We start from the raw sequence: 22,417 nt of genomic DNA, 5'->3' as shown, positions 1-22,417 counted from the left end.
CCCCACCCCGAAAGAGAGTTATTGGCAATGCGTGCTGCAACTGCTGTTGATTTTGCTGAGGATCAGCCGTTCGAGTCGGGTACGGCATTGATCGGTGATTCCGTGCAGGCGGCTTTTGCGGTGCAGGTGCTGCGTTCTCCGGGTGCGGTGGCGGTGCGGTGCGCCGGGCGGGAGCTGTCGTACCGGGAGCTCGACGAGCGGGCGAACCGGCTCGCGCACCGGCTGCTGGGTCTGGGCGTGGGTCCGGAGGCGCCGGTCGCGGTGCTGATGGAGCGCTCGGTGGACCTGGTGGTCGCACTCCTGGCGGTCATGAAGGCCGGTGCCTTCTACCTTCCCCTGCACAGCGGTTATCCGCTGGAGCGCATGCAGTGGATCGTCGACGAGACGAACGCCCCGGTCCTGCTGGCCGACGCCGCGAAGAGCGAGCGGGGCCTGCCCGAGGCCCCGCAGGTCGTCCTCGTCGACCGCGACGCCGAGCTCGGCTCGCTCCCGGTCACGGACCCGGGTGTGGACTGCCGGCCGGACCAGCTGGCGTACGTGATGTACACATCCGGCTCCACGGGCCGCCCCAAGGGGGTCGCGGTCACCCACCGCGACGTCCTGGAACTCGTCGTGGACGGACTGTTCGAGAAGCCGGGTGCCCACGAGCGGGTGCTGATGGTGGCCCCGTACGCCTTCGACCCCTCGACGTACGAGATGTGGGTGCCCCTCCTGCACGGCGGCCGGACCGTCGTGTCGCCGGAGGGCGACCTGAGCGTGGCCACGCTGTCGCGGCTGATCGAGGAAGAGGAGATCACCGGGCTGCAGCTCACGGCCGGCCTGTTCCGCGTCATGGCCGACGAGGCCCCGCACTGCTTCACCGGCGTCCGGGAAGTCATCACCGGCGGCGACGTCATCTCCCCGACCGCGGTGCGCCGGGTACTGGAGCACTGCCCCGGCACCGTGGTGCGCTCGACGTACGGACCCACCGAGACCACCCTGTTCGCGACCCAGGCCCCCTGGACCGCGGACGACACCGTGCCCGCGCCGATCCCGATCGGGCGCCCGCTGGACGGCATGCGCGCCTACGTCCTCGACGACCGCATGGAGCTCGTGGAGGACGGGACCGGGGAGCTCTACCTGGCGGGTGCCGGTCTGGCCCGCGGCTACTACGGCCGCTCGGACCTGACCGCGGAACGCTTCGTCGCCGACCCCTTCGGCCCCGCCGGCAGCCGCATGTACCGCACCGGTGACCTGGCCCGCTGGGCGGGCGACGGACTCCTGGACTTCGTCGGCCGCGCCGACGACCAGGTCAAGATCCGCGGCTTCCGCATCGAACTCGGCGAGATCGAGGCCGTGCTCGGCCAGTTCCCCGGACTCTCCCAGGTCGCGGTCGTGGCCCGGGAGGACCAGCCCGGCGGCAAGCGCCTGGTGGCCTACGTGGTCGTCGAGACCGGCCACCCCGCGGTGGACTCCGAGGACCTGCACACCCACGCGTCCGCGCTCCTCCCGGAGTTCATGGTCCCCTCCGTCATGGTGGTCCTCGACCAGCTGCCGCTGACCAGCAACGGCAAGGTCGACTACCAGGCCCTGCCCGCGCCCTCGTACGAGACGGGCGCGTCCAGGCGCGGGCCCCGCACTCCGCGCGAGGAGATCCTCTGCGGGCTGTTCGCCGAGATCCTCGGCGTGTCCGAGGTCGGCATCGACGACAGCTTCTTCGAGCTCGGCGGCCATTCCCTCCTCGCCACCCGCCTCATCAGCCGCATCCGCACCACCCTCGACATCGAGATCCCCTTCCGCACCTTCTTCGAGACCCCCACCGTCATCGGCCTGGCCGAGGAGATCACCCGCGCAGGATCGGCCAGGACCGCACTGACCGCGGTGGACCGCCCCGAGCGGATCCCCCTGTCCCCGGCACAGAACCGCCTTTGGTTCCTCAACCAGCTGGACAGGTCGACCGCCACGTACGTCCTGCCGCTCGCGGTACGGCTCACCGGGCACCTCGACCGTGCGGCCCTGGAAGCGGCGCTGTACGAGGTGACCGGCCGGCACGAGAGCCTGCGGACCGTGTTCCCGGAGGTCGACGGCGAGCCCCGGCAGCGCATCCTCGACCCCGGCGAGTTCCGCCCCGGGCTCCCCGTGACGGAGGTCGACGCGGCGGACCTGGAGGAGGCCCTGCGAGCGGCCGGCAACACCACCTTCGACGTCACCGTCGATCCCCCGTTCCAGGCCCGGCTGTTCACGACCGGCCCGGAGCAGCACGTCCTGCTCCTCCTGCTGCACCACATCGGGAACGACGGCTGGTCACTGGGCCCGATGGCCCGCGACATCAGCCTCGCCTACGCCGCACGCCGCACCGGTACGGCACCGGCCTGGTCCCCGCTGCCCGTGCAGTACGCCGACTACACCCTGTGGCAGCGCGAACTCCTCGGCACCGAGGACGATCCCCACTCGGCGGTGAGCGAGCAGCTCGCCTTCTGGAAGCAGGCCCTGGCCGGGATTCCCGACGAGCTCGCACTGCCCTTCGACCGGCAGCGGCCGAAGGTCGCCGACCACCGCGGCGACACCGTCCCGATCCACATCGACGCCGCACTGCACCGCGCCCTCGCCGACCTGGCCCAGGAGACCGGCACCACGCTGTTCATGGTCCTCCAGGCCGCCCTCGCCACCCTCCTCACCCGGCTCGGTGCGGGCAGCGACATCCCCCTCGGAACCCCCGTCGCCGCCCGCACCGACGAAGCCCTCGACGACCTCGTCGGGTTCTTCGTCAACACCCTGGTCCTGCGCAACGACACCTCCGGCAACCCCACCTTCCGCGAACTCCTCTCCCGCACCCGGGAAACCGACCTCGCCGCCTACTCCCACCAGGACGTCCCCTTCGAACGCCTGGTGGAGGTCCTCAACCCGGAGCGCTCGCTGGCCCGCAATCCCCTGTTCCAGGTGATGCTGGCGCTGCACACGCAGGCGGCCCCCGTGTTCGACCTGCCCGGTCTGACGGCCGTCACCGAGGACCTCACCAAGGACGTGACCGGCTTCGACCTCACGTTCAACTTCTACGAGACCACGGACGCCGCCGGCGACCCCGCAGGGCTCGAAGGCTTCCTGGAGTACCGCACCGACCTGTCCGACCCGGCCACCGCCGAGCGGTTCACCGAGGGCCTGCGGCTGCTGCTCGCGGCCTTCGCCGACCGCCCCGACCAGCCGATCGGCGCCGCCGCACTGCTCTCCCCCGCCGAGCGCAGCACCCTGCTCGCCGAAGGGGCCGGAGCGCCCGCCCCCGAACACCGCTTCCTCACCGACGTGTTCGAGGAGCACGCGGCGCTGCACCCGGGCGCACCGGCGCTGGAGCACGAGGGCTCCGTACTCACCTACGCCGAGCTGAACGCGCGGGCCGACCGCATCGCCCACTGGCTCACCCGGGAGGGCGTCGGCTCCGAGGACCTGGTGGCGCTGGCCGTGCCCCGCTCCGTGGAGATGGTGGCGGCGCTGCTGGGCGTCCTGAAGGCCGGCGCGGCCTTCCTCCCCGTCGACCCGGGCTACCCGGCCGACCGCATCGCGTTCATGCTCCGCGACGCCGCCCCGGTCCGGGTGCTCACCAGCCGCGCGGCGGCCAGGCTGCTCCCCCAGGACGGCCCGCCGGCCCTGCTCCTGGACGATCCCGCCGCCCTGGCCGGACTCGACGGCGCCGGTCCCGCGGCGGCCGGGCGCACCGCCCGGCCCCGGCCGGACGACCTGGCCTACACCGTCTACACCTCGGGCTCCACCGGCACCCCCAAGGGCGTGGCCGTCACCCACCGCGGCCTCTGCGCACTGGCCGCCACCCTGGCGGAGAAGTACCGGATCCAGCCCGGGGACCGGGTCCTGCAGCTGGCCTCGATCAGCTTCGACATGGCGCTGGAGGACTTCCTCCGGGCGTTCTGGTTCGGCGCGACCCTCGTCGTCCCCGCCCCCGGCCCGCTGGTCGGGGACGCCCTCGGCGACTTCCTGGAGCAGCGCCGGATCTCCTGCGCCGACATGCCGCCCAGCGTGCTCGCCACGCTGCCGGAGCGGCACTTCCCCGCCCTGCGCGTCCTGAGCGTCGGCGGCGAGGCCTGCCCGCCCGCACTGATCGCGCGCTGGGCGGACGGACGGCGGATGCTGAACCTCTACGGTCCCACCGAGTCCACGATCTCGGCGACGGCCAGCCGCCCGCTGTCCGCCGCCGACCCGGCCGCGTCCATCCCCATCGGCTCGCCGGTGCACGGCACCCGGGCGTACGTACTGGACGAGCGCCTGCAGCTCACGCCGCGCGGGGTGCCGGGAGAGCTGTACATCGCGGGCGCGGGCCTGGCCCGCGGCTACCTGCGGCGTCCCGGACTGACGGCGGAGCGGTTCACGGCCGACCCCTTCGACCCGGCCGGCGGCCGCATGTACCGCACCGGAGACCTGGTGCGGTGGCGCACGGACGGCCAGCTGGAGTTCGTCGGCCGGACCGACGACCAGGTCAAGATCCGCGGCTACCGCATCGAGCTGGGCGAGATTGAAACCGTGCTGGCCCGCCATGCGGCGGTGGCCCAGGTCGCGGTGGTCGTCCGCGAGGACCGGCCGGGCGACAAGCGCCTGGTGGGATACGTGGTGGCGGCCGGGTCCGCCGGCGCCGGGGTGAGCACGGACGAGCTGCGCACCCATGCGGGCGTCTCCTTGCCCGAGTTCATGGTTCCCGCGGCGTTCGTGGTGCTGGACCGGCTGCCGCTGACCGGCAACGGCAAGCTGGACCGGCGGGCCCTGCCCGTCCCCGTGTACGAGGCCGAGACCGGCGGCCGTACGGCCCGCGGTCCGCAGGAGGAGATCCTGTGCGGGCTGTTCGCGGAGATCCTGGACCTGCCGATGGTGGGCATCGACGACAGCTTCTTCGCGCTGGGCGGGCACTCCCTGCTGGCGGCCAAGCTCGTCAGCCGCATCAGGTCGGTCCTCGGCGTCGAACTCCCGGTACGGGCCCTGTTCGAGGCTCCTACGGTGGCCACCCTGACCGGCCTCGTCGCGCAGGCGGACACGGCCAGGCCCGCACTGACCGCGGTGGAGCGCCCGGAGCTGGTACCGCTGTCCCCGGCGCAGAACCGGCTGTGGTTCCTGAACAAGCTGGAAGGGGCGAGCGCCACCTACAACGTCCCGGTGGCGTTCCGGCTCACCGGAGACCTGGACGCGCACGCGCTGGAGCAGGCCCTGAACGACGTGGCGGTACGCCACGAGAGCCTGCGCACGGTGTTCGAGGAGATCGACGGCCGGCCGGCGCAGACCGTACTGAGTACGGACGCCGCACCCCTGAACCTCCAGCACGTCGTCTGCGACGCGGACGGACTGGACGCCGCACTGCGCGCCGCCGGGGAGTACGTCTTCGACCTCTCGGCCGAAGCCCCGTTCCGCACAACGCTGTTCGCACTCGCACCCGACGAGCACGTCCTGCTGCTGCTCATGCACCACATCGCGAGCGACGGCGCCTCGATGGGTCCCCTCGGACGTGACCTGGAGACGGCGTACGGCGCCCGGCTCCAGGGCCACGCACCGCAGTGGTCCGCGCTCCCGGCGCAGTACGCCGACTACACCCTGTGGCAGCGCCGGATCCTCGGCGAGGACACCGACCCCGAATCGACGGTGAACAAGCAACTCACCTACTGGACGGAGGCGTTGGCGGGCATCCCGGACCACCTCGAGCTGCCCTTCGACCGCCCCCGGCCCAAGGTCGCCGGCCATCGGGGCGACATGGTTCCGGTCCGTATCGGCGCCGAGCTGCACCGTGCGCTCCTCGACCTGGCCCGGGAGACCAACACCACCCTGTTCATGGTGCTCCAGGCCGCCGTCGCCACCCTGCTGAGCCGACTGGGCGCGGGATCGGACATCCCGCTCGGCACCCCGAGCGCAGGACGCACCGACGACGCCCTCGACGATATGGTCGGGGTCTTCCTCAACACGCTCGTCCTGCGGACCGACACCTCGGACAACCCGACGTTCCGGGAGCTCCTGGCACGGGTCCGCGGGACCGCCCTGTCCGCCTACGCGCACCAGGACGTGCCGTTCGAGCGCGTGGTCGAGGCCGTGAATCCGGTGCGCTCGCCCGCCCGGCACCCGCTCTTCCAGGTCATGGTCGTCCTGCAGAACTCCGTGGGAGACGCGCTCTCGCTGCCCGGCCTGGTGGTGAAGGCCGAGGAGGCCTTCAGTACCCGTACGTCCAAGTTCGACCTCGGCTTCGTCCTCAACGAGAGCCACGAGGCCGACAGCGGCCCGGCCGGAATCACCGGAATGCTGGAGTACAGCACCGACGTCTTCGAGGAGTCCTCCGCCGCACGGATGGCGTCCCAGCTGGTGGCGGTACTGACACAGCTCAGCGCCGCCCCCGACCTCCGGATCGGCGAGGCACAGCTCCTGTCGCCGGCCGAGCGGGTGCGGCTGCTGGAGTCGTGGGCGGGTGCCGAGCCCGGTGAGGCTCTCGACGCCGGTTCCGTACAGGAGGCTTTCGCGGCGCAGGCACTGCTGTCTCCGGACGCGGTGGCCGTGCGGTGCTCCGGACGCGAGCTGTCCTACCGGGAGTTGGACGAGCGCTCGAACCAGCTCGCACACCGGCTGGTGGGCCTGGGCGTGGTCCCGGAAGCACCGGTCGCGGTCCTCATGGAACGCTCCGTAGACCTGGTGGTGGCACTCCTGGCAATCCTCAAGGCCGGCGCGTTCTACCTGCCGCTGCACAGCGGCTACCCCCTGGATCGCATGCAGTGGATCGTCGACCAGACCTCCGCCCCGGTCCTCCTGACCGACACCGCGACACATGCGAACGGCCTGCCCCACACCCCCCAGGTAGTCCTCATCGACCAGGACACCGAACTGGCCTCACTGCCCGTCGAAAACCCGGATGTGGCTTGCCACCCCGAGCAGCTCGCCTACGTGATGTACACCTCCGGCTCCACCGGCCGCCCGAAGGGCGTCGCGGTCACGCACCGCGACATCCTGGACCTGGTCGTGGACGGCATGTTCCAGCGCCCCGGCGCCCACGAGCGGGTCCTGCTCCTGGCCTCCTACGCCTTCGACCCCTCCACCTACGCCTTCTGGGTGCCCCTCCTGCACGGCGGACGCACCGTCATCACCCCCGAGGGAGACCTCGCAGTCGCCGAACTCGCCCGACTCGTCGTCGAGGAGGAGATCACCGGACTCGACATCACCGCGGGCCTGTTCCGCGTCATGGCCGAAGAAGCCCCCGAGTGCTTCACCGGCGTCCGCGAAGTCATCACCGGCGGCGACCTGATCTCCCCCACCGCCGTGCGTCGGGTGCTGGAACACGCCCCCGACACCCTGGTCCGCTGTGCCTACGGGCCCACGGAGACGACCCTGTTCGCGACCCAGGCCCCCTGGACCGCAGGCGACACCGTGCCCGCCCCCGTCCCCGTCGGCCGTCCCCTGGACGGCATGCGCGCCTACATCCTGGACGACACGCTCTCCCTGCTTCCCCAGGGTGTGGCAGGCGAGCTGTACCTGGCGGGTACGGGTCTGGCCCGCGGCTACCACGGCCGCGCTGACCTCACCGCTGAACGGTTCGTCGCGGACCCCTTCGGACCGGCCGGAAGCCGCATGTACCGCACCGGAGACCTCGCCCGCTGGGCAGGCGACGGACTTCTCGACTTCGTCGGCCGCGCCGACGACCAGGTCAAGATCCGCGGCTACCGCATCGAACTCGGCGAAATCGAAGCCGTCCTCACCCGCTACCCCGGACTCGCCCAAGTAGCCGTCATAGCCCGCGAGGACCAGCCCGGAGACAAACGACTCGTCGCCTACGTCGTCCCCGAAACCGGCCACAACACGCTGGACGTGGACACCGAAGCCCTGCGCACCCACACCGCCGGACTCCTCCCGGAGTACATGGTCCCCTCCGCCCTCATCGTCCTCGACCAACTCCCCCTGACCACCAACAACAAGCTCGACCACCGAGCCCTCCCCGCCCCCTCATACGAGGCAAAGGCAGCCGGACGCGCACCCCGCACCCCGCGCGAGGAAATCCTCTGCGGACTGTTCACCGAGATCCTGGGCGTACGAGAGGTGGGCATCGACGACAACTTCTTCGAGCTCGGCGGCCATTCCCTCCTCGCCACCGGCCTCATCAGCCGGATCCGCACCACCCTCGGCATCGAGCTCCCCGTCCGCAGCCTCTTCGAGACCCCCACCATCGCCGCCCTCGTCGAGCAGCTGGACAGGGCGCCGGGGACCTCTTCCGGGACCGGGAACTCGTTGGGCGTCCTGCTTCCGCTCCGCACCGAGGGAGACCTCGACCCGCTGTTCTGCGTCCATCCGGCGATCGGGCTCAGCTGGTCGTACTCCGGTCTCCTGCCCCACCTGGACCGCAGGCAGCCGCTCTACGGGCTGCAGGCACGCCGGTTCAGCGAGCCGGACGCCCCGGCGCCCGGGCTGGAGGAGATGGTCGAGGACTACCTGAAGGAGATCCGGGCGGTTCAGCCCTCCGGCCCGTACTCCCTGCTGGGCTGGTCCTTCGGCGGCATCGTGGCCCACTCCCTCGCGGTCCGCCTGCAGGCGGAGGGCGAGGAGGTCGCGCTGCTCGCCCTGATGGACAGCTACCTGCCCACCGACGGCTGGGAGAGCGCGCGGCTGTCGTACGACAGCCCGGAGGTTCTGGGTGCCATCACCGAGTCCATCGGGCACGACCCGACGTCACCGGCAAGTCCTCTCGCCGGACTCGGCGCGGAGGGGTTGTCGGCGCTGGTCGGGGTCTTCGTGGACATCGCCAACCTGAGCGATCACATCAGTGCCGGGACGTTCACGGGCGACATCCTCTTCTTCGCCGCCACGGCCGACAAGCCGGGCAGCGACCTCACTCCCGACGTCTGGTCTCCGCATACGACCGGACGGATCGACGTGCACGAGATCGACTGCGTGCACGGAGCCATGACCCAACCCCGTCATCTGTCCGTCATCGGACGGGCAGTGGCGGCCCGCTTGGCCGACAACCCGGGGAGCCGGGACAAGGCCTGACCCTCCCCCAGTCCCTCAGGGGCTGTCCCTGTCTCGGTACAGCCATCCGTGAACGCATATCTCAGGAGAAACGTGATGTTCAGCAGCAAAGAGAAGGAAGCCCAGCCGCGCATGAGCAGCAGCTTCAACAAGGTGTGGGTGGCGACGATCTCCTCGTCCCTGGGCGATGGCGTCCAGATGGCCGCACTGCCCCTGCTGGCCGTGCAGCTGACCGACGACCCCATGCTCATCGGTGCGTCCGGCGCGGTCGCGATGCTGCCCTGGTTCCTGTTCGGTCTGCCGGCCGGAGCCCTGGTGGACCGGTGGAACCGCAAGAAGGTGATGCTGCGGGCGGACCTCGTCCGGCTCGCGATCCTCGCCCTGCTCGCGGTCGCCGTCCTCACCGGCAACATCAACATCTACATGCTGATCGTGGCGGGATTCGCGCTGGGCTGCGGAGACATCTTCTTCGACATCGCCGCGCAGACCGTCATGCCGGTGGTCACCTCCGGGGAGAAGGAGCTCATCCGGGGCAACAGCCGGATCTCCGCCGCCCAGATCAACGGCGAACAGCTCGTGGGCCCCACGCTCGGCGGTGTGCTCTTCACCGTGTCGCATTCCCTGCCGTTCATCGGGAACGCGATCTCCTTCCTGGTCAGCGCCGTCTGCGTCGGTTCCCTGAAGGGTGACTTCGGGAACGCGGCCACCGACGAGCCGGTCCGCAGGAACCTGCGCGCCGAGGTATCGGAGGGTCTGACCTGGCTGCTGAAGCACCGGGTCCTGCGCACGCTGTCCGCCACGGCCGCCGTCGGCAACCTCGTCTTCACCGCCCAGATGTCGCTGCTGGTCCTGCTGGCCAAGAACGAGCTCGGTCTCGGAGAGGTCGGCTACGGCCTGCTGCTCAGCTCGACCGCCGTCGGTGCCTTCATCGGCAGCTTCGCGGCCACCACGATCTCCAAGAAGCTCCAGGTCGGCACCATGCGCGTGCTCGGCATGTCGCTCGAAGGACTGGCGATCGTCGTCCAGGGCCTGACCGGTAGCGCCTGGGTGGCCGGCGCGATGATGGCCGTGATCGGCTTCTCGATGAGCGTCCAGATCGTCGTCGTCGGCTCGCTGCGCCAGCGTCTCGCGCCGGCGAACATCCGCGGCCGCGTGCTCTCCGCCAGCCGGCTGATCTCCCTCGTGGGTGCGCCCATCGGCGGTCTGCTCGGCGGCTACCTCGCGAGCACGGTCTCCCTGCGGACGCCCTTCATCTGGGGCGGCGCCCTGATGGTCCTGGTGGCCCTGGCCAGCTACCCCGCGCTCAGCAACCGCGCGATCCGCGAGGCGACGGAAGCGCTGGGCGACCCGGCGGCCGACCCGAAGGCCGACACCCCGGCCGACCCGAAGGAAGCCGCGGAAGAGCCTGCCGCCGCCTCCTCGAAGTAGACCCACGTCGAAGTAGTCGCGGGACCACCGGTCCCCCTAGGCAAGCGAGATCGCATGAACGACAGCGGAGTGGAACTCCTGGCCGCCGACCTCAGCACGGACCGGCTGCACGCAGCGCTCCAGGACCCGGCGCTGGCCTCCATGAACTTCCTGAACGAGGTGTCCGGCCGGTTCCCCGGGGCCATCTCGCTCGCCGCCGGCCGGCCCCGCGAGGACTTCTACGACGTGGCGGACCTGTCCCGGTACCTGCAGGTCTTCTGCGACCACCTGGCGTCCGAGAAGGGGGCGGATCCGGAGACGGTCCGCCGCACCCTCTTCCAGTACGGCCGGACCAAGGGCATCATCCACGACCTGCTCGCCCGGCACCTCGTCCGCGACGAGGGCATCGACGTCGACCCCGAGTCGATCGTCGTCACGGTCGGCTGCCAGGAGGCGATGTTCCTGGTGCTCCGGGCACTGCGCCGGGACGAGCACGACGTCGTCCTGTCGGTTTCGCCGGGGTACGTCGGACTGACGGGTGCCGCGCGGCTGGTGGACATGCCCGTATGGCCGGTACGGGACGACGAGCGCGGGATCGACCTCGACGACCTGGTCGACCAGATCGAGGCGGTCCGCGCCGCCGGCAAGCGGCCACGGGCCTTCTACCTCGTCCCGGACTTCGCCAACCCCTCCGGCGCCAGCCTCGACCTGGAGGCCCGCCGGAGACTGCTCGCCATCGCGGCCGAGCACGATCTGCTGATCCTCGAAGACAATCCGTACAGCCTGTTCCAGGCAGCGGACGGCCGGCGCCTGCCCACGCTCAAGGCACTCGACACCGCGCGCCGGGTCGTCTATCTCGGCTCGCTCTCCAAGACCTGTTTCCCCGGAGCCCGGATCGGTTTCGTCGTCGCGGATCAGCACGTCGCCGGTGCGGGGGAAGAACTCACGCTCTTCGCGGACGAACTGTCCAAGATCAAGAGCATGCTCACCGTCAACACACCGCCCGTGGCCCAGGCCATAGCGGGAGGGAAGCTGCTGGAGCACGACTGCAGTCTGGTCGAGGCCAATACCAGGGAAATCCAGTTCTACCGCGGGAATCTCCGGCTGCTGCTGGACGGCCTGAGCCGGCGTTTCCCGCCTGGCGGAAACCACCAGGTCTCCTGGAATGCCCCCAGCGGCGGGTTCTTCGTGGTGGTGACCGTTCCCTTCATCGCCGACAACGCCGCCCTGGAATACGGGGCCGGAAAGTACGGCGTGCTGTGGACACCGATGAGTCATTTCTACGACGGACCCGGCGGAGAGGACAAACTGCGCCTTTCCCTGAGCGCGGTGTCTCCGGACCAGATCGAAACAGCGCTGGACCGATTGGCCTTGCTCATCGCCGACCTTTCCGGCCCGCGAACATCCATGCACTAGTCCCTCGTCCCGAGGGTCAGGAGATTTCACATGTCACACAGAGACACACTGGCCGAGGACCTCACCCGCGTGGACCTCACGGACCCGAGCGCATTCCTGCACCCCCGACTGGAAGAATTCTGGCAGCGCGCCCGGACCGAGCAGCCCGTCTATCTGCATCCGGCCACGGAGCGCGGAACCGAATTCTGGGTGGTGTCCCGCTACGCGGACGTCATGGCCGTGCTGCAGGATTCCGAGCACTTCAGCTCGAAGCCCGGAAACATGATGTCCTCGCTGCACAAGCCCGGAGGCGATCCCGCGGCCGGCAAGATCCTCGCGCTCACCGACGCACCGCGTCACAACGCCATGCGGAGCATCCTGCTGAAGGCGTTCAGCCCCCGCACCCGCAAGGCCGTGACGGACAAGCTGCAGCAGCGGGTCGACCAGCTCATCGGCAGCGCCATGGCCAAGGGGACCTTCGACTTCGCCAAGGAGGTCGCGGAGGCCATCCCCATGGGGATGATCTGCGATCTGCTGGGCTTCCCGTCGCAGGACCACCAGTACCTCCTCGACCTGAGCCAGAAGGCGCTCAGCACGGACGAGGACGGGCTGACCGCCGAGGACATCTGGCTGTCCCGCAACGAACTCCTCATCTACTGCCAGGAGATCATCGAGGCCCGCCGCGAGAATCCCCAGGACGACCTGATCAGCGCGATGGCCACCTCCGAGATCAACGGCGTGCCCATGACCGACGACGAAGTGGTCGTCAACTGCTACGGGTTCATCCTCGCGGGAGATCACACCAGCCGGCTGGCCATGATCGGCGCCGTGCACGCCTTTTCCCAGTACCCCGATCAGTGGCGGGCACTGAAGGAGGGCCGCGTCCAGATCTCCAGTGCGATCGAGGAGATCCTGCGCTGGACGACGCCGGCCATGCACACCGGCCGCACGGCGAAGTCCGAGGTCACCATCGGCGGGCAGACGATCCGGGAGGGCGACCACGTCATCCTCTGGAACAGCTCCGCCAACCGCGACGAGGACGTCTTCCCCGATCCGCAGGTTTTCGACCTGGCGAGGACGCCCAACAAACACCTCTCCTTCGGCGCCGGAACCCACTTCTGCTTCGGGTCCTACCTCGCGCGGGCCGAAATCACCGCCGTCCTGAAGACCCTCTGCGCCACGGTGGACCGCATCGAGCTCGCGGGCGAGCCCAAGCCGCTCCTCTCGACGTTCCTCAGCGGGTACAGCAGCCTGCCGGTCTCCTTTGTTACCGACGAGTTCGCTGTTACCGACGAGTCACCAGCTTTTGTTACCGGCGAGTCAGCCGCGTAATAGCCGGCCCGCTCCTCCTGCCGTCCCGGATCGCGCACACCCCGTTCAACGCGAAGGATTTTGTGAAGTGATTGAGGTTGAAACCCAGGCTCATCATGCGAATGTCCCGCCCCTCCACCTCCTGAAGGCGGAACAGCTTCCCACCTCACGGAGCGCCGTCACGGGCCTGATGAACCAGCGCACGGCCGACGCCCTGCGGACCGTCCTCGCCATACCCCCGCACGAGCCCGACCGGCGCGCGTGGGCCGCCGTCGATGCCGCCCTGGCCTGCCTGACCCCGCCGGCCGCCTCCGCCCGGTACACCGATGCGGAGCGCAAGTCCGTGCCGGAGGACCTCTACGAGGAACACGACCTGTTCTTCGGCGCGGTCAGGGTCACCGGCAACCCGGTGGAGACGTTCACCCACACGATGCTCGAATCCCTCCGCAGCCAGCTCGGCGACGCCATCGCCGCCGGGATCAGCCTCAGCACCGGCGAGCGGGCCCAGCTGCGCGAGTCGTTCTGGACCACCTTCCACGGGCTGTGGCGGATGGGAGTCGAGGGAACCCCGTTCGCGTACGCGGCCCGTGTCCACACCCGGGGCACGGGCGCGGAGATCGACGACACCACGAGCGATCCGCTGACCCGCTGGAAGCTCGGGCACCAGGTCTTCTTCGCCCTCATCCAGGCCCTGATCGTCTCGGTGGGCTGCCTGCACGACTACCTCAAGGACGACCCGGACGACGTCGACGGCGCCTGCCGGCTGATCGAGGACGCCACGGTGCTGATGATCGGCTCCGGCACGTCGATGCGGTACGCCGGCGACTTCACGAGCACCCACTACGCGGACTCGGTGCGCCCCGCGATGATGCCGCCGTTCATCAATGCCAAGTTCAGCGGCCTCCAAGTACGCGACCACCGGATCCTGCTCAAGCTGCTCAACCGGGTCAAGCCGCTGCTCGCGACGCCCGCCCCCGCCGTGGACAAGTCCTACAGGCAGCTGCTCGACGCGATGTCGACGGCGTACGACGCGCACATCGCGGTCTGCTCGCGGTTCGGCGGCGACCGCGAATCGAGTCTGCGCACGCCCGGCTCCAAGGTCCCCGCGGCGGAGATCCTCGAACGGTTCCGCACCCGGCGGGTCGGCGCCGCGACGCCGGTGTGCCCGATGGCGGCGGTGCGGTGATCTGACATCGCCACGGAGACGCCGAGCGCACAACGCAAGCAGTCGCCTCGGTCGGAGACGACCTTGGCGACGGCATTGCAGCAACCCGAGCGAGGAGCTACTGGTGTGGCGGTGTGGTGGTTGTGCGGACCCCGGGGCCCGCGCCGCGATCACCCAGCTCAACCGGCTCGGCTGCGGCTACATGTCGAAGATGCGGGTTCCCTGAGGGACGATCAGTCCGATGCCGGAGCTCGGCTCCCGGGACAGGTCCACGGCGGAGCATTCGACGACGCTCCAGCCTCTTAATGCGCCTGCCCGTCTCACAGCACGGTCAATGAGCTTCCGGGCCTGGGCGGTTGCCCTCACCTTGTCGACCGCGGACATGAACGCCATGAGGCCGAAGCGGCCCTCCGCGTCATCGATCACGGTCAGGTGTTCCAGGCCGTCCTGCGGTTCGGCCGTCGCCCAGACGACCTCCTCCAACACCCCGGATCGTGCCCTCTCGGCACCGGGGGCCGGGATCATACGGATGAGTACAGCGAGCATGGAACTGCTCCTCGGATCACGGGCCCCAGGTGAAGGTGTCGGACGGGCCGGACGCCGCCGACACTACGACGTCCGCGGCGGGCGGCGTGTCCGCGGCGCTGGGGCCGGCGAGGGCGAAGGTTCCGGTCAGAGCGAGCAGAACAACCAGGGCAAACTTCTTAAAAGACTGCGTTCCAGGCATGGTGATACTCCTCAGGAGGGGGGAGGTCGATTCCGCTTCATCCGGCTGCCGTTGGGCTCGACCGGCTGGCGATGACTAGAGCTTGGCCCGCCGCCACCCCGCCCCGTAAGGACTTCAGGCTGGCATGATCCGCGCTGTCAGCATCGTGCAGCCCCGGACACCCCCCTGCAGGGCTCTGACCATGCACTTCTCCCCCGTGGCAGTCTCTTGCCTGGCCGCCAGATGCCACTGCCGGATCCGGCGCCCGGCAGGCACCCTTTCCGGACACAACCTTTTGAGGCCAAAGGGCACGGAGGACGCATGCCGCACTTCACAGGCTTCGTGCGTCCATATCGCGAAGAAGCAGTGCGCCGAGATCACGCCATTTGAATCGTGTGCCCGTTACCAAAACGAGCTATGATCCCCGGGATGCCGACAGGGGAACGTCGGCGTCCAACTGACCTCGGGGGAGTGCAGAGCAGCGTGTCTGACGTACGGGAAATCAGGGGAGACAACTGCGGACAGACCATCCGCAGGCGTCCGCATGCCCCAATACCACCCGCCCGCCTCTCGCTGGACGGCTACGACCACTCGGAATCGCAGAACGTCGCGTACCCGACCCCTGTCGTCGCCGCACCAGCACGAAAGAGGTGAAGCCTTGCTCGAAGCACTCGGCCTGGAACCCGCCGCTGAAGTAGTTTACCGCTCACTCCTGGACTCCCCCCAGTTGGGGATCGAGGAACTGTGCGCCCGCTCGGGACTTACCGAGAACGCGGTGCGCACCGCATTGGACCAACTGGCCCACCTCCATCTGCTGCGCCCCAGCGGACCGGGGTCGGAGGGCCTGCGTCCGGTGGATCCGGGAGTAAGCCTCAGTGCGCTGCACGCGCGCCAGAGCGCTTCCCTGACACGACATCAAAAGCAGCTGGAAGAAGCCAAGGAATCCATAGCCGTACTGGCCGCCGAGTACGGTGGCGCCCGCCGGGAATTCCTGCCCGAGGTCGCCGAATGCCTCGACGGAATCGACGCGGTCCGCGTCCGCCTGGAGGAACTGGCGGAGAGCACCAAGGAAGAGTGCCTGTCCTTCGTCATCGGCGGCGCCCAGCGCCCCGAGGACATGACCGCCGCCAAGGGTCCCGACCAACTGGCCCTGGAGCGCGGCGTCTCCGTGCGCTCGATCTACCAGGACAGCCTGCGCAACGACGCGGCGACCACCGGCTACGTCCGCTGGCTCTCCGCGCTCGGCAGTGAGACCCGCACCGTTCCCGTGCTGCCCATGCGCATGATCATCGTGGACCGGAAGGTCGCCGTCGTCCCCCTGGAACCGGGCAACCCCCTCAAGGGCGCCCTCGTCCTGCACAGCCCGGGAGCCGTCATGGCCCTCGTGATGCTCTTCGAAGAGGTGTGGAGGAACGGCACCCCCTGGGGCGTGCCGCTGCCGAAGGACCACCGGGGGCTCGGCCCCCAGGAGCGCGAACTGCTGCGTTTGCTCGCCGCGGGCTCCACCGACGAGGTCGCCGCACGCCACCTCGCCATCTCGGTGCGCACGGTCCGCCGGCTCGCCGCCGATCTCATGACCCGTCTCAATGCGCACAGCCGGTTCGAGGCCGGTGTGCTCGCCACCCGCGAGGGATGGGTGTGACCGGCTCGCCGGGACGTCGCCTTCTCCCCGCAGAGGCCAACTCCCTCTGAACTAGCTCAGATTCTCTCGCGCTCGCGACCGTCACGGCGGACACTTGAGGCTCCATGCCGGAGCTCTCTGAGGGGGATGCCGATGCGGGACAGTCATCGCGGTGAGGCCGAGCGGCTGCTGGGGCGGGCCGTGGAGGAGGAGTCCCGGCGGGGAGCGGGCGGGGCGGCGGCGACTCCCGAGGCCAGGGCTGCGCTGCTGGCGCGCGGCAAGCAGGCGCTGGACTCGCTCGCGGCGAGCGCGGCCGCCGAGTACGAGGCGTACACCCGCGCACTGGACGAGGCGGCCGCCGGGGACGAGTCGCTCGGCGAGGCCTTCCGGCGCGCGAACACCTCGACCGCCCTGCTGGTCACGGGAGTTGCAGCTGCCGCAGCCGTCATGGCCGACCTGGCCTTCAGCGTGGCGATCGGCACCGCACTGACCGCCGGCGCCGTCGTGGGCGTGGCCGGGGCGACGGCGACCGTGGCCAAGGTGACGGCCCTGCACCTGCCCGCGGCGAACCGGCGCGCCGGGGAGCTGGGCCGGCCGGGCGGCGCCGAGCAGCTCAAGCTGCAGTGGCTGTCGGCGCTGGAGGTGCGCGGGATACGCCCCTTCCTGGAGCAGCAGCGCAAGGTGGCCGCGGCGCAGCACACCCCGGCCAAGGTGAACGGGACCGCCGGCGCCCCCGGCTCCACCCTCCAGCTGCGCGGGGCCAATCGCAGCGCCGAGGCCCGCCGGCGGGCCATGCTGGAGCAGTCCTTCGGGCAACTCCCGGCGTTGGAAGGCCCGTTCGCCGGACGCCGGGCGGAGCTGGCCCGGATCGCGCAGTGGGTGCACAGCGCCCGGGCGAGCACCGAGACCCGTCCGGTGGTCGTGGTGCTGCACGGGGAGCCCGGAGTGGGCCGCACCACCCTCGCACTGCATGCCGCGCAGGCGCTGCGGGACCAGTTCAGGGGCGCCTGTGTGGTGGACCTGCGCGGCGGGGGCGCCTCCGAGAGCCCCCTGCCGACCCGTGAGGCACTGCTGCACCTGATGAACCGGCTCGGTGCGCCCCGCGAGCAGCTGCTGTTCCGCGAGGGTTCCTCCGCGGAGCAACAGGTGCGCAGGCTGGGCGAGTTGTACCACCAGCACGTGCAGGGCACCCCGGTGGCGGTGGTCCTGGACGATGCCGTGGACGCCACGCAGGTACGGATGCTCGTGCCCGAGCGCTCCGAGAGCCTGGTCCTGGTCACGGCCCGGGAGCCGCTGGAGCTGCCGGCCGAGCTGGCGGCCTGGGTGTACCAGCTGCCGGTGACCCGGCTGGCGGAGGAGGCCGGCGCGGAGCTGGTCCGTACGGCGGGCACGGCCGCAGCCGCGTACCCGCAGGACTCCGTACGGGAGCTGCTCGCGCTCGGCGCCGGGCTGCCGCTGGCGCTGCGCGTGCTCGCCCCGCTCGGGGGCGTCGGCAAGGCTCCGGAGGCGGGCGGTTCGCTTGACGCCGCCCTGGACCTGGCCTACGCGGCCCTGCCCGAGGAGCGGCGCCGCCTCCTGCGCCGGCTGACCCTGGCGGGCCGGGCCTCGCTCGGGGCCGCGGCCGCGGCGGCGCTGATCGACGCGGACCAGGTGGAGGCCGGGCGGCTGCTGCGCGAGCTGGCGCAGGCGGGACTGCTGGACCACGTACGCGGGGACCGGTTCCGGATGCACGACGCGGTGCGTGCGTACGCGGCGGCGCGGCTGGCGCAGGACGAGGACCGGGCCGGTGCCTCGGCGGCGCACGAGCGGCTGATCCGTACGTACGCGCAGCTCGCGGACTCGGTGATCCGGATGGTCGACGGGAAGATGTCCACGCGGGCGAACGCCCTGTCCAAGGCGAGCACGGTCGGCGGGCACGGCTTCGCCTCCCTGGACGCGGCCCTGCGCTGGCTCGACGACGAGTCCAGCTTCATCACGGCGGCGCTGCGCCGGGCGGAGGGCGTGGACCAGCAGGCCGTCCTGGACCTGCTGGGCGCGCTCTGCGACTTCTGCCTGCTGCGCGGCGACCTGTACCGGCTCGGGGAGATCAACGAGCTCACGCAGGCCGTCGACCAGGGCCTGCTGGTCCGCTCGGTGCAGTGGCGTACGGGCATCGCGGCCCGCCAGCTCGGCGAGCTGGACAAGTCCCGCACCACGCTGACCTCGCTGGTCGACCAGTACAAGGAGGCCCGCCAGGAGGCCGGCGCGGGCATGGCGCTGGTCTCGCTCGGCATCACCCTGCACCACCAGGGCAACCTCCCCGAGGCCTCGGCCCGCATCCGCGAGGCGCTGGTGCTCCAGGCCCCGGACGAGCTCGCGGGCGACCGGGCGTGGGGCCTGCACGCGCTCGGCGCGGTGGAGCGCGACCGCGCGCACCTCGCGGAGGCCCTGCGGCTGCTGCGCGAATCGCTGACCCTGCACCGGGAGAGCGAGAGCGTGCACGGCGAGGCCTGGGCGCACCTGCAGCTCGGCCAGGTGTACCTGCGCCTGGGCGAGGTGCCGCGCGCGGAGGCGGAGCTGCGCCTGGCGCTGGAGCTGTACGGGCGCACGCGCGACGACCGGGGCCAGGCGTGGGCGCTGACCCAGCTGGGCCGGGCCCGGGTGGTCGACGGGGATCCGGGGCCGGCGCTGGACCGGCTGCGGGACGCGCTGGCCCGGCACCGGGAGGCGGAGGACGCGCGCGGCGAGGCGTGGACGCTGTACTACCTGGGGCAGGCGCTGGAGGAGGCCGGGGAGCGGGACCGGGCTGTGCGGGAGCTGGAGCGGGCCCGCACGATGTTCTCCCGGATGCGGGACGTGTACGGGCTGGCCCACGCCCGCCACCACTCCGGCCGGGTCACGCGCGACCAGCGGGCGGCGCAGACGGGGAACCTGAAGAACTCCGGCTTCGCCCGCCAGCTGCTGATGGACGCCCGGGCCGACTTCCGCCGCATCGGCCTGGCCCACGGGGAAGCCTGGACCTGTCTGGAGCTGGCAGTGATCGACGCGGGCAACGGGCGGACCGCGCAGGCGCTGGACCTCTGCGAGGAGGCGGTGCGGCTCTTCATCTCCTACGGGGACCGGCGCGGGGAGGACTGGGCGCGCTTCCTGCGCTGCACGCTCCTGCCGTACGCGCTCCCCGCGGCCCCGGACGAGGCGCGGACGGAGCTGGCGCGGCTGTCGGCGGCCCCGCATCCGAAGCGGGACGGGCGGCTGGAGGACTGCCTGGAGTCCTACACGGTGATCCTGGCGCGCGGGGTGGACCCGGCGGAGGGGTGGCAGGCCTGGCGCCTGTCCCTCGTACCGAACCTGCACTCGCGGGAGATCATGGGCGTCCCGGTGCCCCTGCCCTCGGTGTAGCCCGGCACGGCCGCCCCGCACCAGGGCGTGCGGAGACCCGCCGCCCGGCCGCGCGGGGCGGCCGGGCCGGCGGTCGTCCGGTCCGTACGGCCCCTACGGGGCGCGCGTGCCCTCCGTCGGGGCGGGCTCGGGGGCTTCCTTGAAGTCGACGCGGCCCATGTGGCGGCTCATCGACTTCATCAGGCCCCACACCCCGAGGGCGAGGGCCGCGAACACGACGAATCCGAGGAGGCCCGGGGTCACCTTGTTCTTGTCGAAGGTGTCGCCGGCCAGCGGGAGGAGCTGGACGATTGCTTCGTGCGTAGCGCTCATAGCTACGCATTCTCCCGGATGCCCGCGAAGAGGTCGGACTCGGGGAGGGAAGTGGCCACGAGGGACTTCGCGAGCTCGTACTCCTCCGTCGGCCAGACCTCCTTCTGGATCTCCATCGGAACGCGGAACCAGCCGCCGTCGGGGTCGATCTGCGTGGCGTGGGCGATGAGCGCCTTGTCACGGATCTCGAAGAAGTCGGCGCAGGGCACGTGGGTGGTCAGGGTCCGCTCCTTGCGCTCGAACTCCTTCCACCGCTCCAGCCACTCCCCGTACGGGGATTCCAGGCCGCGGGCGAGCAGCGCCTCGTGCAGGGCGATGGTGCGCGGCTTGTTGAAGCCCTGGTTGTAGTAGAGCTTCTGCGGCTGGTACGCCGGGCCGAACTCGGCCTCGGGGTACTTCTCGGTGTCGGCCGCGTGATCGAAGGCCACCATCGTGATCTTGTGGGTCATGATGTGGTCGGGGTGCGGGTAGCCCCCGTTCTCGTCGTACGTGGTGACGGCCTGCGGCCGGAAGGCGCGGATCTTCTTCACCAGGCGGCCGGCCGCCTCGTCGACGTCCACCAGGGCGAAGCAGCCCTCGGGGAGCGGCGGCAGCGGGTCGCCCTCGGGAAGGCCGGAGTCGACGTATCCCAGCCACTCCTGGTCGACGCCGAGGATCTCGCGCGCCTCGTCCATCTCCTTGGCTCGCACCTCGTGGATGTGCTCCTCGATGTACTTGTCACCCTGGAGCTTGGGGTTCAGGACGGAGCCGCGCTCGCCGCCCGTGCAGGTCACGACCAGCACGGACACCCCCTCGGACACGTACTTGGCCATGGTGGCCGCGCCCTTGCTCGACTCGTCGTCGGGGTGGGCGTGGACGGCCATCAGTCGAAGCTGCTCGGTCAAGACAGGATCCTCTTTGAGTCGTCAGGGCGGGCGCTCCTATAGTGACCGAATCGGACGGTGGAAAAATTCCGGGGGGTCACCCCGGATTCCCGTTGTCCGGCCACCTCGAAGGGAACGATCGATGAGCGCGGTGCGCGAAGAGCTGCCCGAGGGCCGCTACGGCCGGTCGGCGGATGAGCGTACCGACCGCAGGCTCAAGGTCGTCGGATCGGTCCTCGGGGTCGCCCTGCTGGGTGTGGTCGGCTGGATCGGCTGGGACTACGTGGCCGGTCAGAGCGTCAGTGCCGAGCTCATCAAGTACAAGGTCGTCTCCGACTCCGCGGTCGAGGTGCACCTGGAGGTGCGCAAGGAGGCCTCGGTCACCGGCGTGTGCACGCTGAGCTCGCAGGACGAGTCGCACGCCGAGGTGGGCCGCGCCGACTTCACCTTCGCGCAGAACAGCGGGCGCGTGGACGAGATGGTCACGCTGAAGACCACCGGCCGCGCCACGATGATCGAGATCGTCGGCTGCCGTCCGGCCGGCTCCGCGGGCTGATCCAGAACTCGGGCCGAGGTGTGCCCGTGGCGTTCACGGGGCATGCCCGAAGTGTGTACGGGCTGTACACGGGGCATGCCCGAGGTAGACACGGGGCACGCCCCGAGGGTGATCCGACGCAGTTCACACACTTGGCGTCCTCCCCCTTTTCTTCCCGAATTGTTAGGCTCGTGGTTTCGTCCGCCGCTGGCGGCTTTGTAGTCCCTGTACCGACGAGGAGCACCCGTGACCCAGACGAGCGAGAGCGTCACCTGGCTGACCCAGGCGGCGTACGACCAGCTGAAGGCCGAGCTGGAGTACCTCTCTGGTCCCGCACGGTCGGAGATCACGATCAAGATCGCGGCGGCCCGCGAGGAGGGTGACCTCCGTGAGAACGGCGGTTACCACGCGGCCAAGGAGGAGCAGGGCAAGCAGGAGCTGCGCATCCGCCAGCTCACGCAGCTCCTGGAGAAGGCCAAGGTCGGCACGGCTCCCGCCTCCGACGGCGAGGTGGCCCCGGGCACCCTGGTCACGATCGCCTTCGACGGCGACGAGGACGACACCATGGAGTTCCTGCTGGCTTCGCGCGAGTACGCGTCCTCGGACTTCGAGACCTACTCCCCGCAGTCCCCGCTGGGCTCCGGCGTGCTGGGCAAGAAGATCGGCGAGGACGCCCAGTACGAGCTGCCGAACGGCAAGCAGGCGTCGGTCAAGATCCTCGACGTCAAGCCCTTCACCGGCTGATCACCCCCTTTCTTTT

13 protein-coding genes are annotated in these 22,417 nt (G+C 70.4%); 9 read left to right on the top strand and 4 right to left on the bottom strand.

What is annotated here, in order from left to right:
• Window positions 1–102: 102 nt before the first annotated feature.
• The 5 genes from ACZ60J_RS22670 (at window position 103) to ACZ60J_RS22650 (ending at window position 14,263) form a co-directional block, all read left to right on the top strand.
• The gene (locus tag ACZ60J_RS22670) at window positions 103–8,985 is read left to right on the top strand and encodes a non-ribosomal peptide synthetase (RefSeq protein WP_469684348.1); all 8,883 of its coding nucleotides are present in this window, start codon (window positions 103–105) and stop codon (window positions 8,983–8,985) included.
• 75 nt (window positions 8,986–9,060) lie between these two features.
• Window positions 9,061–10,392, top strand: coding sequence for an MFS transporter (locus tag ACZ60J_RS22665; RefSeq protein WP_469684346.1), 1,332 nt, complete (start codon window positions 9,061–9,063; stop codon window positions 10,390–10,392).
• Window positions 10,393–10,446: 54 nt separating this feature from the next.
• Window positions 10,447–11,787, top strand: coding sequence for an aminotransferase-like domain-containing protein (locus tag ACZ60J_RS22660; protein ID WP_469684344.1), 1,341 nt, complete (start codon window positions 10,447–10,449; stop codon window positions 11,785–11,787).
• Window positions 11,788–11,817: 30 nt separating this feature from the next.
• Entirely contained in the window at window positions 11,818–13,098 is a 1,281-nt protein-coding gene (locus ACZ60J_RS22655) for a cytochrome P450 (RefSeq protein WP_469684342.1), read from the top strand.
• Window positions 13,099–13,267: 169 nt separating this feature from the next.
• Window positions 13,268–14,263: a hypothetical protein gene (locus ACZ60J_RS22650; protein ID WP_469684340.1), complete on the top strand. Its 996-nt coding sequence runs from the start codon at window positions 13,268–13,270 to the stop codon at window positions 14,261–14,263.
• Between the two features lie 177 nt (window positions 14,264–14,440).
• Here ACZ60J_RS22650 and ACZ60J_RS22645 read toward each other — a convergent pair whose 3' ends face one another.
• The gene (locus ACZ60J_RS22645) at window positions 14,441–14,788 is read right to left on the bottom strand and encodes a hypothetical protein (protein ID WP_469684338.1); all 348 of its coding nucleotides are present in this window, start codon (window positions 14,786–14,788) and stop codon (window positions 14,441–14,443) included.
• 16 nt (window positions 14,789–14,804) lie between these two features.
• Complete coding sequence (locus ACZ60J_RS22640; RefSeq protein WP_469684336.1) at window positions 14,805–14,969, bottom strand: hypothetical protein; 165 nt, start codon at window positions 14,967–14,969, stop codon at window positions 14,805–14,807.
• A gap of 637 nt (window positions 14,970–15,606) precedes the next feature.
• On the opposite strand from ACZ60J_RS22640, the gene ACZ60J_RS22635 reads away from it, so the two are divergent.
• Complete coding sequence (locus ACZ60J_RS22635) at window positions 15,607–16,590, top strand: helix-turn-helix transcriptional regulator (protein WP_469684334.1); 984 nt, start codon at window positions 15,607–15,609, stop codon at window positions 16,588–16,590.
• Between the two features lie 132 nt (window positions 16,591–16,722).
• Window positions 16,723–19,947 carry a tetratricopeptide repeat protein gene (locus ACZ60J_RS22630; RefSeq protein ID WP_469684332.1) on the top strand — a complete coding sequence of 1,075 codons (3,225 nt, stop codon included), beginning with the start codon at window positions 16,723–16,725 and terminating at the stop codon, window positions 19,945–19,947.
• A 93-nt stretch (window positions 19,948–20,040) separates the two neighbouring features.
• On the opposite strand, the gene ACZ60J_RS22625 is transcribed toward ACZ60J_RS22630, so the two are convergent.
• Together ACZ60J_RS22625 and mca are read right to left on the bottom strand one after the other, a co-directional pair.
• On the bottom strand, window positions 20,041–20,259 hold the full coding sequence (locus tag ACZ60J_RS22625) for a hypothetical protein (RefSeq protein ID WP_382977232.1): 219 nt from the start codon (window positions 20,257–20,259) through the stop codon (window positions 20,041–20,043).
• Between the two features lie 2 nt (window positions 20,260–20,261).
• Window positions 20,262–21,143, bottom strand: coding sequence for a mycothiol conjugate amidase Mca (mca, locus tag ACZ60J_RS22620; protein ID WP_469684330.1), 882 nt, complete (start codon window positions 21,141–21,143; stop codon window positions 20,262–20,264).
• 121 nt (window positions 21,144–21,264) lie between these two features.
• On the opposite strand from mca, the gene ACZ60J_RS22615 reads away from it, so the two are divergent.
• Window positions 21,265–21,678, top strand: a complete 414-nt coding sequence (locus ACZ60J_RS22615; protein WP_469684329.1) for a DUF4307 domain-containing protein — start codon at window positions 21,265–21,267, stop codon at window positions 21,676–21,678.
• A gap of 225 nt (window positions 21,679–21,903) precedes the next feature.
• Entirely contained in the window at window positions 21,904–22,401 is a 498-nt protein-coding gene (gene greA, locus ACZ60J_RS22610; RefSeq protein ID WP_469684327.1) for a transcription elongation factor GreA, read from the top strand.
• The last annotated feature ends 16 nt before the right edge of the window (window positions 22,402–22,417 follow it).

The organism is Streptomyces sp. NPDC104226, assembly GCF_055584085.1.
The sequence above is the reverse complement of the archived record's forward strand: the minus strand, read 5'-3'. Positions and strand labels throughout refer to the sequence as shown.